Here is a 14,386-nt window from a genome sequence, read left to right on the forward strand (position 1 = left end):
CGGGCCGGGGCCGGACCGTACGACAACCAAGGGGGATTCATCCCAGTGAAGCGGCGCACACTCCTGACGGCCGGCGGCGGAATCGCGGCCACCTCCCTCGCCTGGGCCACCGGCTGCGGCTCGGGCGGGCGCCCCGCCGCGGCGGCCTCCTCCACCGGCACCACCACAGGAGCCATGAGCACCGCGGCCACCGCCAAGAGCCCCGCCACCCAGGCCGCCTGGAGCGCGCTCGGCAAGGGCCTGGACGGCGACCTGATACGCACGACCGACGCTGCCTACGCCTCCGCCCGCCGCCTGTACAACACCCGCTTCGACAACCTGAAGCCGTCCGCCATCGCCTACGTCGAGCACCCCGGCGACATCGCCGAGTGCCTGGCCTTCGCCCGGCGTTACAACGCCCCCGTCGCCATCCGCAGCGGCGGCCACTCCTACGCCGGCTTCTCCAGCGGCGACGGCAAGCTCGTCATCGACGTCTCGGCGCTGAACAAGGTCGGCGCGCCGTCCGGCGGGACCACCCGGATCGGCGCCGGCGCCAAGCTCATCGACGTCTACGAGGGACTCGCCCCGCACGGCGTCACGGTCCCCGGCGGCTCCTGCCCCACCGTCGGCATATCCGGGCTGACGCTCGGCGGCGGCCACGGCGTGGTCTCCCGCGCGTACGGCCTGACCTGCGACAGCCTGGTCGGCGCGACCGTCGTCACGGCCGACGGCAAGACCGTCGACTGCGACCAGGACCACCACCCCGACCTCTTCTGGGCGCTGCGCGGCGCCGGCAACGGCAACTTCGGCGTGGTCACCGAGCTCCGCTTCCGCACCCACCCGGCGCCCCGCGCGGTGATGGCGTACATGACCTGGCCGTGGGCGAAGGCCGCGGCGGTGCTGGGCTCCTGGCAGAAGTGGGGCCCGGACCAGGCCGACGAGATATGGTCCGCCGCCCACTTCGACGCCCGCCCCGGCGGCACCCCGGCCGTCTCCGTCGCGGCCTTCTCCCTCGGCGGCTACCGCGACCTGCAGAACGCCGTGGACAAGCTCGCCGACCAGCCCGGCGGCCCCGGCCCCGCCACCCGCGTCAGCCTCACCCCGATCGGCTACCTGGACGCGATGGAGGCGTACGCGGGCTGCTCCTCCAAGTCCACCGCGCAGTGCCACATGCCGGGCACGCTCCCCGGCCACACCGGGGACGGAAAGCTGGGCCGGGAGACCTACGCCGCCCGCTCGCACTTCTTCGACCGCTCGCTGTCCGCGGCGGGCATCCAGACCCTGCTGGCGCAGATCGAGAGCGGCGGCCGCAAGGGCGTCACCGGCAACGTCGCGCTGACCGCGCTGGGCGGCGCGATCAACCGCGTGGGCACCGGCGACACCGCCTTCGTCCACCGCCGGTCCCGCTTCCTCGCCCAGTACCTGGCGTCCTGGCCGGCCGGCGGCTCCGGCGCCACCCGCACCGCCTGGCTGGACGCCTTCCACGGCGCGATGCGCCGCCACTCCTCGGGCGCGGCGTACCAGAACTACACCGACCCCGGCCTGTCCGACTGGAAGTCGGCCTACTACGGCGCGGGCGCCGCCCGCCTCGACAAGGTCAAGCAGACCTACGACCCGCAGCGGCTGTTCAGCACCTTCGCCCAGGCCCTCTGACGCTCCCCCGACCCGCGCCCGGAACGCCGAGGGCCCGGCCCCTTCCCCAGGGGCCGGGCCCTCGCCCTGCGCGTCCGGCGCGCCGTCGCACCGTCCTGCCGTCGTGCCGCGGCGGACGGCCTCAGGCCGCCAGGTCCTTGTCCCGCTCGTGGTGGCGCAGCGCCGGCTCGGCGGCCATCATCGGGCCGGGCTCGGCGTCGCGGCCGTCCGCCGCCCGCTCCGTCGACCGGCCCCCGGCCCGGACCAGCCAGGCCAGCGGCGACCGCTCGATCGCCGTCGTCAGCGGCACCAGCAGCGCCTGCGCGAGCGGCGCCAGCAGCAGCGCGACGGCCGTGCCGAGGGCGAACCCGCCAATCACGTCCGTCGGGTAGTGCACGCCCATGTAGACCCGACAGAAGCCCTCCAGCAGCGCCAGCCCGATCCCGATCAGGCCGAACCGGCGGTGCGCGATGAACAGGCCGACGCCGACGGCCATGGTGAGCGTGGCGTGGTCGCTGACGAACGAGAAGTCGCTCTTGCCGGGGATCAGCACCGCGAGCCCGGCGTGGTCCTTGAACGGCCGGGGGCGCTCGACGAACCCGCGGATCGGGATGTTGGCCAGCAGCGCCAACCCGGCGGCCAGCGGCGCCCAGACCAGTCCGGCGATCGCGGCCGGCCCTCGCTCGGGCCGACGGCGGGCGACCCACCAGGCGATCAGACACAGCACTCCGAGGGCGGCGATGATGCCGTACTCACCGATGAACTCCATCGCGCGGTTCACCCACTGCGGGGCGTCCTTCGCGAGGCCGTTGATGCCGTCGAGCACGTCGACATCGGGGTTCGGCCCCTCGAATGCGAGTCCAGCCATCTGCCGTGGCCCCTTATCTTCCGCGCGCCCTGCGAGCGCCGCCCAGTGCTACCAACCCCCGTTGCCGATCTGTGTGGCCGTCGAGCCCGTGCTGCCGCGGGCGCTGCTGTGTCCCCACGCCAAGGAAACGCGCGGCCCACCCCCGTCGTTCCACTCTCCACGGGATGATCACCAGGACGTTATCGAAGCTTGACACGTCGCCGCAGCTCAGGACTTATGTTCACCCGGCGTTCCCGGTGGGGAGCGCTTTCGCGCCATCCGACGTCACGCGGGTGGCGCCGATGTAGTCCGGTGTGTCGATCTTGTCGAACCGGATCACCGCGCCGGTGTAGGGCGCGTTGATCATGTATCCACCGCCGACATAGAGGCCCACGTGGTGGATGGACCGCGGGTCGTTCAGGTCGTAGGCGAAGAACACCAGGTCGCCGGGGAGCAGCTCGTTCCGTTTCGGGTGCGCACCGGCGTTCCACTGGTCGTTGGCCACCCGCGGCAGCTCGATGCCCACCGACTCGTACGCGGCCTTGGTCAGGCCGGAGCAGTCGAACCGCCCGCCCTGGTCCGCCGTTCCGTTGCCGCCCCACAGATAGGGCGTGCCGAGCTTCCCCTGCGCGAAGTAGATGGCCGCCGCGGCCTGCCGGGACGGCGCCACCGGGCCGACCGGCGCCTCGAAGCTCTTGGCCAGCGTCGTGATGGTCTTCACGTAGTTCTGCGTCTCCTGGTAGGGCGGGACGCCGTTGTACTGGATGACCCGGTACGCGCCCGCGTTGTACGCCGCGAGCATGTTCGCGGTGGCGTTGCCCGCCGCGTCCTTCACATAACTGGCCAGTTCACAGTCGTACGAGGCGGCCGACGGAATGGCGTCCTCCGGATCCCAGATGTCCTTCTTGCCGTCGCCGTTGCCGTCGATGCCGTGGGTGGCCCACGTCCCCGGGATGAACTGCGCTATGCCGCGCGCGTCCGCGGGGCTCTGCGCATGCGCGTTCCAGCCGCTCTCCTGATAGAGCTGGGCCGCCAGCAGCGCCGGGTTGATGGCCGGGCAGAGCGTCCCCCACTTCTGGACCAGCGACTGGTACGCGGCCGGCACCGCCCCCTTGGCCAGCCCGACCGCCCGGCCGGCGGCGCCCGCCAGTCCGGCCGCCGCCCCGTACGTCCCGATCACGAGCAGCCCGACCAGGAGGAGCAACAGCCCCACCCCGAGCCCGCCGGTCGTCCAGAATTTCCGCACCCCACAACCCTCCCCCATTCAGGCCCGGTTCACAGCCCTTTCGTCGGCCACCGCGCGCCCTGCCGCCGCACCGAGGCGCACGGAGCAGCGCACGGGGCGCTTCGAACGGTGTGCGATTCCCGTCACATCCGCCGCCCCCACGCTCCGGCGCGGCCGACCCTCCGGCGCGTCAGGCCACCGTCCCGCACCGCGCCTTGGCGACACCGCCCCTCAAGTACACACCGCCCAGGGGCCGTCCCCCGCCCCGCCCCTCGCCCCGTTCCCGCCCCACCCCGACAGTCATTGCTCAGCGTTATCACCCGTGATACACACGGTGAGACAAGGAGGGGGCGACGGGCGACGGACGGGGCCGCACACACCACACCCCCACCGGATCCGTCAAAGAAAGCCGCCAAGTCGACATCTGATGGCGTCTTTGTCGGCGAAGATAGAGACTGAGTCCGTGCCGCACGGCACGGCCCGGCAACTACCCATAATGGGGCGGTGAGTTCTCACATGTTCATTGCGGCCGAAAAAGGCGACATCACCACCATCATCGGCGGCATCGCCCCGGACTGGGGGCCGTTCGGCACCCTGGGCAACGAGGCCCGTGTGATGGTGCAGGTCATCATGGCGGTGGCGATCCTGATCTGCCTCGGCATCGCCATCTGGGGCGCCGCCAAGCAGCGCATCGGTGCCACCGCGCTCCGCGACACCTTCAGCGCCGAGCAGGGCAAGGGCCTGATCGTGGCCGGCCTCACCGGCGTCTTCATCATCGGCTCGCTGGGCACGCTGTTCACCATCGTCTACGGCATGGCCGTCTAGCCGCCGGGCGACGCGGGCCGGCGCCCGCCCTCCCGGCCGCCGGACGGCGCGGGCGCCCCGGCGGGACGGGCCCCACCTCCAACCCTGCCCGCCGCCACCGGTCACCACACCGCGCACGTCGGCACGCGCCCGTCCCCGCGCCGCTCCCCCTGCGCCCCCACCCGACCTCCCTCCGCCGCCCCGTGCCCTCCCGTACCCCGACATGCCCCACCCCCCTGCCCGAGGCCCCATGCTGACGCCCCTTCACCCCGTCCCGAGGGGCCCTGAGCCGCGCCGTGACCACGCCCGCCACCAGCGGGCCGATTGGGTTGCCCGCGCCGCGGGGACAGGTGGTTCCGGAGACAAGCAGGCCGCGGCGGGCGTTCGGCGGACGAGGGGCACAAACCGCCCAGAGTCCCCCATTCGCCTCTGCCGCCCAGCAACTGAGGAACCGTCACGGTGAGATGTACTCGTACCACTTCACCCGAGCCGCCGCCCACGCAGCTACGGTCATATGAAGGCGGCACACCAACGGCGAGGGCGGCAGCGGCGATGGCGGCAGAGGGGGCACAGGCGCGATGAGTATCGGCGACGACGGAGGCTACGGCGACGGCCGTGGCACCGGCACGGGTCAGACCCGGACCAGACTTCCCGACGGCGAGAGCGACACCTACGGCGCGCCCCGCCGCGCCCGGTCCGGCCTCTCCAGCCGCAACCTCATCACGGTCGTCGGCGTGGTCGTCCTGCTGATCGCGGCCATCGCCTTCGCCAACCGCGGCGGCAGCGGCAACGACGAGAGCGGCGCCGGCACCGGCACCGGCGCCTCCACCAAGGACCAGGCCGCGGCCCGACCGACCGCCCCCACCGGCACCAAGCCGGTCACCGGCAAGACCGGCGGCATCGCCTCGGGCTTCCCGCAGACGGAACAGGGGGCGCAGTCGGCGGCGGCCAATTACGTGGTGGCGCTGGGCTCCAGCACCATGTTCAACCGCGACCAGCGGCACCAGATCGTCAGCACGGTCATGGCACCGTCGGCCGTGGCCGCCCTCCAGAGCAAGCTCGACAGCGCGTACTCGCCGGCGTTCTTCAAGAACGCGGGGCTGAAGCCCGACGGCACCGCCCCGGCCGGGATGACCTTCGTCAACCGCACCATCCCGGTCGGCACCAAGGCCACGGCCTTCTCGCCCACCGAGGCGACCGTCGAGGTGTGGTGCACCGGCCTGCTCGGCCTGGCCGGCGAGGGCTCCACCAAGCCGGTCACCACGGACTGGCTGACCTTCACCATGAAGCTGACGTGGACCGGCACCGACTGGAAGACGCTGAGCTACGCGCAGAAGAACGGTCCGGCGCCGGTCAGCGGTGACGTTCCCGCGTCCGGGGCGAAGGAGATCGCGGGAGCGGTCGCAGGGTACGGAGGTTTCACCTATGCCCGGTAGTCCGCTCGGCCGCCGCGCCCTGTCCCGCGTGTCCGTGGTGACGGCAGTGCAAACCTCACTGGTCCTCTTCGCCACCCGCGCCTTCGCCGACCCGAGCCCCAAGCCCTCCGGTGACGCCTGCGACCTCGTCCCCGGCGCGCAGAAGCAGTTCTGCCAGACCGGCGACACGGCCGGCACCGGCGCGCCGAAGCTACCGAGCAACCCCCTCGACAACAACCCCCTCGACCCCCTCGGTTCGCTTGCGCAGGGATGTGGCAAAGCGGCCGCGTGGATTGTCGATAAATTGTCGGGGGCCGTGAAGGCGACCTCTCAGGTGGACTTCACGAATGCGGCGTTCCTGCGGCAGTACGCGGTGGTCTTCGCCGCGTCCACGGTGCTCACGCTGGTGCTGTGGCTGCTGGCCGTCGCCAAGCGGGCCGTGCGGGGCGTGCGGCTGACCGAGGCGATCAGCGAGGCGGTCGGGTTCCTCTGGCTGACGGTGCTGGCGTCCGCGTTCACGCCGTTGATCCTGTACACGGTGGTGTCGGCGACCGACGGGGTCACCGAGATCATCGCGAAGGGGACGGGGGCGCAGACCGACACGTTCTTCGGGGCGTTCTCGCAGGCGCTGACCAAGGGGACGGACATCGGCGGCGGCCCGATCATGCTGATCGTGGTGTCGCTGGTGTCCGTGCTGGCCGCCGGTGTGCTGTGGCTGGAGCTGGTGATCCGGGCCGCGCTGCTGTACGTCGGGGCGCTGCTGGGGACGGTGGTGTACGCCGGGCTGGTCGACAAGAACATGTGGGGCCACGTCCGCCGCTGGGCCGGCATCATGATCGCGGTGATCATGGTGAAGCCGGTGATCGTGATCGTGCTGGGGATCGCCGGCGCGCTCTCCGGGGACAAGGGGCCGAACGCCTTCTCGGCCGTGGTGTCCGGGCTGGCCATCATCATCCTGGCGATCTTCGCGAGTGCGGTGATCTACCGCTTCGTGCCGGGCTTCGGCGACGAGATGGTCTCGGCGCGGTCGAGCAAGGGACGGGCCACCGACGGCAGTCAGGCGGCCGCCATGATCTCGTCGCCCGCGGCGCTGGTCTCGCAGGGCATCAAGACGCACAGCGCCCGCCGGTCGGGCGGGGACGGCGGCGGCGCGGCGCAGGGCGGGCAGTCCCGGCCGGCCGACGCGGTCTCCGGCGGCGTCGCCGCGCACGGCTCCCGTGCGACCCCGGCGGCGCCGGCACCGCGGACCAACCCCGGCACCGGCGGCCCCCGCACCGGCAAGACTCCTGGAGGTGAGGGGCGTTGAGCACGCCGTCCCAGCCGATCGCGCCGCGGCGCACGTATCTGATCGGCCGTGCCCGGCCCAATGCCGTCGTCGGCAAGAACCGGGAGACCGGCGAGATCACGCTGATCATCGTCGGCGCGTTCCTCGGGATGGTGTGCGGGCTGCTGGTGCCGTCGCTGCCGCTGCGGATCGCCTCGCTGACGGGGTTCCCGATGCTGGGGCTGGCCGTGGTCTACGTGCCCTACAAGGGGCGTACGTACTACAAGTGGTTCGAGGTCCGGCGGAGTTTCCGGCGTACGGTGCGCAAGGGAGGGGCGGTGTACCGCTCCGGGGCCATGGAAGCCGGGGTACGGCTGGACGGGAGGGAAGTGGAGATCGGGCCGCCGCCCGGGATCGGGCGGATCAGTTGGCTGTCGGCGCCGTTCGGGCCGGACGAGATCGCGGTGCTGCTGCACGCCGACCGGCGGACGGTGACCGCGGCGATCGAGATCGAGGGGCCGGGCGTCGGCCTGCGGGACAGCGAGGACCAGGAGGCGCTGGTCGACCGGTTCGGCACGCTGCTGAAGCACGTCGCCAACGGGGACGGCTTCGTGACGCGGCTGCAGATGCTGGCGCGCACGCTGCCCGCCGACCCGGACGCGCACGCCAAGGACGTCACCCAGCGGGGCGACGTCGACTCCCCGCGGTGGCTGCAGGAGTCCTACGACCAGTTGCAGTCGATGGTGTCCACGTCGTCCGAGCAGCACCGGGCCTATCTGGTCGCGTGCATGCACTACAACCGGGAACTGGCCGCCGAGGCGGTCACCATGGCCCGCGCCGCGGCCGCCCAGCGCGGCGGGCTGCTGCGCCGGAAGCTGGACCGGGACGCCGGGCTGGCGGTGGTGATGGCCCGTGAGCTGACCGACATCTGCGCCCGGTTGACGGAGGCCGACATCCGGGTGCGCCAGCCGCTCGGGCAGGCGCGCCTGGCGTCCCTGGTGCACTCCATGTACGACCCGGACCACCCGATCGACCACATCCAGGCGATGAGCAGGCGCAACGCCTGGCCGGCCGAGCTGGACGCGACCGAGCCGACGTACCTCCAGGCCAAGACCCGGGAGTCCTCGACGCGGGCGCCGTGGTGCCACTCCACCGCGTGGATCAAGGAGTGGCCGCTGACCCCGGTGGGCGTCAACTTCCTCGCGCCGCTGCTCGTGCACACCCCGGACGTGATCCGGACGGTCGCGGTCTGCATGGATCTGGAGCCCACCGAGGTGGCCATCGAGCGGATGCTGACGGAGAAGACCAACGACGACGCGGAGGCCAGTCGCGCGGCGAAGATGAACCGGGTGGTGGACCCGCGGGACGTGGCGCACCACGGCCGGGTGGACCAGCGCGGCGAGGACCTGGCGTCCGGCGCGGCCGGCGTCAACCTCGTCGGCTACCTCACCGTCTCGTCCCGGTCGCCCGAGGCGCTGGCCCGCGACAAGCGGACCATCCGCGCCTCGGCGGGCAAGTCCTACCTCAAGCTGGAGTGGTGCGACCGTGAACACCATCGGGCGTTCGTGAACACCCTGCCGTTCGCGACCGGTATCCGCCGCTAACGCCGCCAACGCCGCTGAAGCCCTGGGAGGCGCGTACGTCATGGCCATGTTCGACCCGCTCGGTGCCCTCACCGAAGCCTTCACCAGCTTCCTGTACGGGAAGGTGGAGACGACACGGCTGCCCGTACGCACCTCCACCGGTCAGGCGCAGGCGGTCTACCTGCCGACGGCGGCTCCCGGGCTCGGCGACTCGGGCGTGATCATCGGGCGCGAGGTGTACTCCGGCAAGGGGTACATCTACGACCCCTTCCAGCTGTACGGGCAGCAGCTGCCGGCGCCGCACTGGCTGGTGCTCGGCGAGTCCGGCAACGGCAAGTCCGCGCTGGAGAAGACCTACGTGCTGCGGCAGCTGCGGTTCCGCGACCGGCAGGTCGTGGTGCTGGACGCGCAGGGCGAGGACGGCGTCGGCGAGTGGAACCTCATCGCCCAGCAGCTGGGGATAACGCCCATCCGCCTGGACCCGACCGCCGCCCTCAACGGCGGCATCCGCCTCAACCCGCTCGACCCCTCGATCACCACCACCGGTCAGCTGGCCCTGCTCCGGACGATCATCGAGGTCGCCATGGGGCACGGTCTGGACGAACGCGCCGGCTTCGCCCTGAAGGTGGCGCACGCGGCGGTGCTGAGCACCTACGAGGACGGCACGGACGGCCTGTCCCGCAGCCGGCAGCCGGTGCTGTCCGACATCGTCGAGCAGCTGCGGCACCCCGAGCCGGCGTCCGCGGAGGCGATGAACGTCGACATAGACGACGTCCGCGCCTGGGGCCTGGACGTGGCGCTGGTGCTGGACCGGCTGGTCGACGGCGACCTGCGCGGGATGTTCGACGGCCCGACCACGGCCGGCATCGACCTGGACGCGCCGCTGATCGTCTTCGACCTCTCGCACATCGACCGGAACTCCATCGCGATGCCGATCCTGATGGCGATCGTGGGGGTGTGGCTGGAGCACACCTGGATCCGGCCCGACCGCAAGAAGCGGATCTTCCTGGTCGAGGAAGCCTGGCACATCATCAACTCGCCGTTCGTGGCCCAGCTCTTCCAGCGGCTGCTGAAGTTCGGTCGCCGGCTGGGCCTGTCCTTCGTGGCCGTCGTCCACCACCTCAGCGACGTGGTGGACGGCGCGGCGGCGCGGGAGGCCGCGGCGATCCTGAAGATGGCGTCCACCCGGACCATCTACGCCCAGAAGGCCGACGAGGCGCGGGCCACCGGGCGGGTGCTCGGGCTGCCGCGCTGGGCGGTGGAGATCATCCCGACCCTGACCCCCGGTATCGCCGTCTGGGACGTCAACGGCAATGTGCAGGTCGTCAAGCACCTCATCACCGAGGCCGAACGGCCGCTGGTCTACACCGACCGGGCGATGACCGAGTCGGCCTCCCTGCCGACGGACGAGGCGCGCGCGCTGGCGCTGGCGGCGGACGCCGAGGCCGAGGCGCGCGCCGAGGCCATCGCGATGGAACGGCAGTTGCGGGACGAGTCGAGCGAGACGGTGGCGTGACGCGCGGATATGACGATGAGGGCGCAGGCGCAGGCGCCGGCTACCGCCCGCGGGACGGCCGCGGCTACGACGGTGGCCACGACGGCGCGGCCGGCCGACCGGGCGGGCGGCCCAGGAACCGGGGCGTCCCCGACGCCCTGCTGGTGGGGCTGATCGGCTTCCTGCTGGGCTTGACCCTGGTGGTGTGGACGGCGACCGGGCTGGCCGGGCTGCTCGCGCACGGCGGCTGGCCGTCGGGGGTGACGTACACCGGTACGCCGCTGGCGCTGCGGCACTTGATCGGCGCGCCGCACGACATCGCGGCGGCCTGGCCGGACGCCCCGAAGGAGCAGCTGTCGGGCTACGGCCTGTTCTGGGGGCTGTTCGTCGGCGAGCTGATGGTGCTGCTGGTGCTGTCGATCTTCGTGTTGGGGACGGTGACGCGGTACCGGGCCGTGCGGGCGACGCGGCGGGCCGAGCGGCGCGCGCGGGCGGGGGCCGGCCGGACGGGCGCCCCCGCGGTGGCCGAGACGGCCGCGCCGACCGCCCCACAAGCCGCTCCACGGCCCCCCTCGCCGCCCGTGACGGGCCCGGCGGCCCCCGGGTCCGGGGTGGCGCCCGCCGTCCCGCAGACGCCGGCCCCGGCACCGCTGCCGGTCCCCGGCCCGCTCCCCGAGCAGCGCGGCACCGCCGCCCCGCCCCCGCCGGAACCGTTCTCGGAGCCCGAATCGGCCCTTCCACGCGTCCAGTTCGGCCGCGACCGGGCCGCCGCCCGCGCCGCGGCGCTGGCCGCCGCCACCGCCGCGCCCGGCCCGCTGGTGCTCGCCACCACCGATCCCGCCCTGTGGGCCGAGACCAAGGACGCCCGCGCCAAGCTGGGCCCGCTGCTGGCCTACGACCCCACGCACCTCCTGGACACCCCGGCCCGGCTGCGCTGGTCGCCCACCGCGGGCTGCGAGGACATCGGCACCGCGGCGGCCCGAGCCGTCGCGCTGCTGGCCCCGGTCCGCCCGGCCAGCGCGCTGGACTCGGCCGTCGCGGACGCCGCACAGACCCTGCTGCGCTGCTGGCTGCACGCCGCCGCGCTGGACGACCGCCCGTTCCGTCAGCTGCACCGCTGGGCGCACGCCGCGGGCGGCGCCCAGGAGCCGGTCCGCATCCTGCGCACCCACGCCGGGGCGTCCGCCGGGCAGGCCGGCGAGCTGGAGTCGGTGCTCACCGCGCACGCCGAACGCCGGGAACTGGCCAAGGAGTTGCTCGGCCGGGCGCTGGCCGCACTGTCCTCGGTGCACATCCGTGACGCCAGCAATCCGCTGCGAGCCGATGCGCTCGTCCTCGAATCATTCATCGCCGAGGGGGGAACGCTGTACCTGGTGGGCGAGTCCATCGAGGACCCGCGCACCGACCCGGGTGCGATGCCGCTGCTCACCGCACTCCTCTCGCACGTGGTCGAGCACGGCCGCCGCATGGCCGAACGGTCATCCGCCGGTCGGCTCGACCCACCACTCACCCTCGTCCTGGACGACATCGCCGCGCTCGCCCCGCTGCCCGCCCTGCCGGGCCTGCTTCAAACGGGGCGGGAGCGCGGCCTGCTGACGTTGGCCACCATGCGCTCACGCGAGCAGGCCCGCGCCCGCTGGCCGCAGGACTTCGCACCGGCCTGACGGGCGCGGCGGGGCGGTGACCAGGTGGTCCGCCAACTCCGGCCAGTGCCCGGTGAGGTAGAAGTGGTCGCCGCCGGGGAAGACCCGCAGCCGGAAGCCGCCGGCGGTGTGCTCCGCCCAGGCCGCCGCCTCCTCGACGGTGACCAGCGGGTCGCGGTCGCCGGTCAGCGCGGTGACCGGGGTGGCCAGCGCCGGGCCGGGCCGGTGCCGGTAGGTCTCCACGGCCTTGTAGTCGCTGCGGACCACGGGCAGCGCCATGGCCAGCACGTCCCGGTTGTCCAGCAGCCGTGGGTCGGTGCCCCGGGTGCGCCGGATCTCGTCGATCAGCCCGTCGTCGTCCCTGAGGTGGACCGTGCCGCCGCGCACCCGGGAGGGCGCCCAGGCGCCGGAGACGACCAGGTGCGCCGGGCCGGTCCCGTCGCGTTCCAGGAGGCGGGCCACCTCGTAGGCCACCAGGGCGCCCATGCTGTGGCCCAACAGGACCAGCGGGCGGTCGGCCAGCGCCGCGACCTCCCGGTGGGCGCCGGCCGCCAGCGTCCGCAGGTCCTCGACGCGGGCCTCCCGGATCCGGTCGTTCCGCCCCGGGTACTGGACCGCCAGCACCTCGTGGGGGCGGTCGCCGACGGTGCGGGCGGCGACGGCGGTGGCCAGCGGCCGGTAGGTGCCGGCGCCGCCGCCCGCGTGCGGGAAGCAGACGACCCGGGCGGCGCCGGCCGCGGGGTGCGCCGGCCCCGGGCGCAGCCGCCGCAGCCACGGGTCCGCGGCGGGCGCCGGCCGCGGCCGGGGCAGGGCGACCGTCCCGGTGTCACATCCCACGGGTGTAGCCCCCGTCGACGGTGAGGGACTGCGCCGTGATGGCGGCCGCCCGGTCGGACGCCAGGAAGCCGATGAGTTCGGCGGCCTCCCGCGCCTCGACCAGCCGCCGCAGCGGGACGGACTTGCGCGCCTGGCGCAGCATCCGGGCCGGGTCGGCGCCGATCTCCGCGGCGGAGGCGGCGATCTCGCGGCGCAGCATCGGGGTGTCGATCCAGCCCGGCAGCACGGCGTTGACGGTGATGCCGCGGGACGCCAGGTCCAGGGCGAGGCCCTTGGTGTAGCCGATCAGGCCGTGCTTGGAGGCGCAGTAGGCGGTGTTCCGCATCTTGCCGGCCTTGCCGAGGATCGAGGAGACGTTGACGATCCGGCCCTTGTCGACGAGGTACTCCAGGCAGGCGGCGGTGACCGCGAAGGTGCCGTGCAGGTTGATGTCGAGCACCCGCAGCCAGGTGTCCTCGTCGTCCGGGCCGTTCTCGTCGGCGACGCCGGCGTTGTTGACCAGGATGTGCAGCTGCCCGGCGGCGCGCAGCGCGGTGCGCAGCCCGGTGCGGACCGCCGCCCGGTCGCGCAGGTCCACGGCGAGCGCGGTGGCCTGCGCGCCGAGGTCGCGCACCTCCTTGGCTACGGTGTCCAGTGGGGCGGCGTCCCGGTCGAGCAGGATCAGGTGGGCGGCGCCGGACTCGGCCAGCAGCAGCGCCACTTCGCGGCCGATGCCCTGGGCGGCGCCGGTGACCACCGCGGTCCGGCCGGCCAGTTCGCCCGGTGCCGGGGCGGCGACGGAGGTGTCCGGTTCGGTCATGTCCGCTCCCTCACGCCATCTTCAGGCCGCCGTCGACGTGCAGTACCTCGCCCGTGGTGTAGGTGTTGCGCGGGCTGGCGAGGTACGCCACGGCGTCGGCGATCGTCTCGGGTTCGGCGTACTTCTTCAGCAGCAGCCGGCTCATGATCTCGTCCTCGCCATGGGCGCGGATGGTGTCGGTCATGTCGGTGTTGATCACGCCCGGGGCGACCGCGTTGACGAGGATGTTCCGGGAGGCCAGCTCCACCGCCATCGCCTTGGTGAAGGACTCCAGACCGCCCTTGGCCGCCGCGTAGTTGGACTGCCCGCGGCCCGGCTTGGAGGCGGCGGACGAGGAGAGGTTGACGATCCGGCCGTAGCGCTGGCGCAGCATCGCGGGCGCCGCCGCCCGGACGGTGAGCATCGGGCCGACGAGGTTGGTGCGCAGCACGTCCTCGATGTCGGCGAGGCCCTGATTGACCAGCAGTTCGTCGCGGGTGATCCCGGCGTTGTTCACCAGGACGTCGATCCGCCCGAAGGAGGAGCGGACGCCGGAGACCACCGTGTGGGGCACCTCGGGGTCGGCGATGTCCCCCTGGAACAGCTCGACCTTGCGGCCCAGCTTCGCGATCTGCTCGGCGACCTGTTCCGCCTCGGCTGTCGCGCTGCGGTAGTTGAGGGCGATGTCGCACCCCTCCTCCGCCAGTTTGACGGCGATGGCGCGGCCGATGCCCCGGCTGCCGCCGGTCACCAGTGCCACCTGGCCTGCGAATTCCATGACGCTGTCGTCCTCTCGGGTTCGGTGGGGAAATGCGGCGTGGGGACCGGGCGCCGCACGCGGTGGATGCCTGCGACGGGTCACGTGCGGCGCCCGGGGGTCCCCC

12 protein-coding genes are annotated in these 14,386 nt (G+C 73.1%); 7 read left to right on the top strand and 5 right to left on the bottom strand.

Annotated features, from left to right (window positions below):
* Nucleotides 1-45: 45 nt before the first annotated feature.
* The gene (locus SNOUR_RS17790; protein WP_067348242.1) at nucleotides 46-1,632 is read left to right on the top strand and encodes an FAD-binding oxidoreductase; all 1,587 of its coding nucleotides are present in this window, start codon (nucleotides 46-48) and stop codon (nucleotides 1,630-1,632) included.
* Between the two features lie 121 nt (nucleotides 1,633-1,753).
* Here SNOUR_RS17790 and SNOUR_RS17795 read toward each other — a convergent pair whose 3' ends face one another.
* Both SNOUR_RS17795 and SNOUR_RS17800 read right to left on the bottom strand, forming a co-directional pair.
* A complete protein-coding gene (locus SNOUR_RS17795; RefSeq protein WP_067348245.1) occupies nucleotides 1,754-2,479 on the bottom strand; it encodes a phosphatase PAP2 family protein in 726 nt (241 codons plus the stop codon).
* 220 nt (nucleotides 2,480-2,699) lie between these two features.
* The gene (locus tag SNOUR_RS17800; protein WP_067348248.1) at nucleotides 2,700-3,704 is read right to left on the bottom strand and encodes a C40 family peptidase; all 1,005 of its coding nucleotides are present in this window, start codon (nucleotides 3,702-3,704) and stop codon (nucleotides 2,700-2,702) included.
* A gap of 495 nt (nucleotides 3,705-4,199) precedes the next feature.
* Between SNOUR_RS17800 and SNOUR_RS17805 the strand changes: the two genes are divergently transcribed.
* The 6 genes from SNOUR_RS17805 (at nucleotide 4,200) to SNOUR_RS17830 (ending at nucleotide 11,908) form a co-directional block, all read left to right on the top strand.
* Entirely contained in the window at nucleotides 4,200-4,508 is a 309-nt protein-coding gene (locus SNOUR_RS17805) for a DUF8827 family protein (RefSeq protein ID WP_039634054.1), read from the top strand.
* Nucleotides 4,509-5,065: 557 nt separating this feature from the next.
* Nucleotides 5,066-5,923, top strand: a complete 858-nt coding sequence (locus SNOUR_RS17810; RefSeq protein WP_067348251.1) for a hypothetical protein — start codon at nucleotides 5,066-5,068, stop codon at nucleotides 5,921-5,923.
* A complete protein-coding gene (locus tag SNOUR_RS17815; protein ID WP_067348253.1) occupies nucleotides 5,913-7,208 on the top strand; it encodes a hypothetical protein in 1,296 nt (431 codons plus the stop codon). Before SNOUR_RS17810 ends, SNOUR_RS17815 begins: the two co-directional genes overlap by 11 nt.
* Nucleotides 7,205-8,770, top strand: coding sequence for an SCO6880 family protein (locus SNOUR_RS17820; RefSeq protein WP_067348255.1), 1,566 nt, complete (start codon nucleotides 7,205-7,207; stop codon nucleotides 8,768-8,770). Before SNOUR_RS17815 ends, SNOUR_RS17820 begins: the two co-directional genes overlap by 4 nt.
* Nucleotides 8,771-8,816: 46 nt before the next feature.
* Nucleotides 8,817-10,265 (top strand): ATP-binding protein, encoded by a 1,449-nt coding sequence (locus SNOUR_RS17825; RefSeq protein ID WP_039641074.1) that lies wholly within the window; start codon nucleotides 8,817-8,819, stop codon nucleotides 10,263-10,265.
* A complete protein-coding gene (locus SNOUR_RS17830; protein WP_079142748.1) occupies nucleotides 10,262-11,908 on the top strand; it encodes a TraM recognition domain-containing protein in 1,647 nt (548 codons plus the stop codon). Before SNOUR_RS17825 ends, SNOUR_RS17830 begins: the two co-directional genes overlap by 4 nt.
* Here SNOUR_RS17830 and SNOUR_RS17835 read toward each other — a convergent pair.
* The 3 genes from SNOUR_RS17835 to SNOUR_RS17845 are packed head-to-tail and all read right to left on the bottom strand — an operon-like array spanning nucleotide 11,858 to nucleotide 14,280.
* A complete protein-coding gene (locus tag SNOUR_RS17835) occupies nucleotides 11,858-12,724 on the bottom strand; it encodes a thioesterase II family protein (RefSeq protein ID WP_067348258.1) in 867 nt (288 codons plus the stop codon). The genes SNOUR_RS17830 and SNOUR_RS17835 overlap by 51 nt on opposite strands.
* Nucleotides 12,714-13,523 (bottom strand): SDR family NAD(P)-dependent oxidoreductase, encoded by an 810-nt coding sequence (locus tag SNOUR_RS17840; protein WP_067348261.1) that lies wholly within the window; start codon nucleotides 13,521-13,523, stop codon nucleotides 12,714-12,716. The genes SNOUR_RS17835 and SNOUR_RS17840 overlap by 11 nt, the downstream gene beginning before the upstream one ends.
* Nucleotides 13,524-13,533: 10 nt before the next feature.
* Entirely contained in the window at nucleotides 13,534-14,280 is a 747-nt protein-coding gene (locus tag SNOUR_RS17845) for a 3-oxoacyl-ACP reductase family protein (RefSeq protein WP_067348263.1), read from the bottom strand.
* Between the last annotated feature and the right edge of the window lie 106 nt (nucleotides 14,281-14,386).

Source organism: Streptomyces noursei ATCC 11455 (assembly GCF_001704275.1).
Taxonomy (GTDB): Bacteria; Actinomycetota; Actinomycetes; order Streptomycetales; family Streptomycetaceae; genus Streptomyces; species Streptomyces noursei.

Coding starts and splice junctions, on each gene's coding strand:
- SNOUR_RS17795 (WP_067348245.1), bottom strand. CDS start 2,479: ATGGCTGGACTCGCATTCGAGGGGCCGAACCCCGATGTCGACGTGCTC.
- SNOUR_RS17805 (WP_039634054.1), top strand. CDS start 4,200: ATGTTCATTGCGGCCGAAAAAGGCGACATCACCACCATCATCGGCGGC.
- SNOUR_RS17810 (WP_067348251.1), top strand. CDS start 5,066: ATGAGTATCGGCGACGACGGAGGCTACGGCGACGGCCGTGGCACCGGC.
- SNOUR_RS17815 (WP_067348253.1), top strand. CDS start 5,913: ATGCCCGGTAGTCCGCTCGGCCGCCGCGCCCTGTCCCGCGTGTCCGTG.
- SNOUR_RS17825 (WP_039641074.1), top strand. CDS start 8,817: ATGTTCGACCCGCTCGGTGCCCTCACCGAAGCCTTCACCAGCTTCCTG.
- SNOUR_RS17840 (WP_067348261.1), bottom strand. CDS start 13,523: ATGACCGAACCGGACACCTCCGTCGCCGCCCCGGCACCGGGCGAACTG.
- SNOUR_RS17845 (WP_067348263.1), bottom strand. CDS start 14,280: ATGGAATTCGCAGGCCAGGTGGCACTGGTGACCGGCGGCAGCCGGGGC.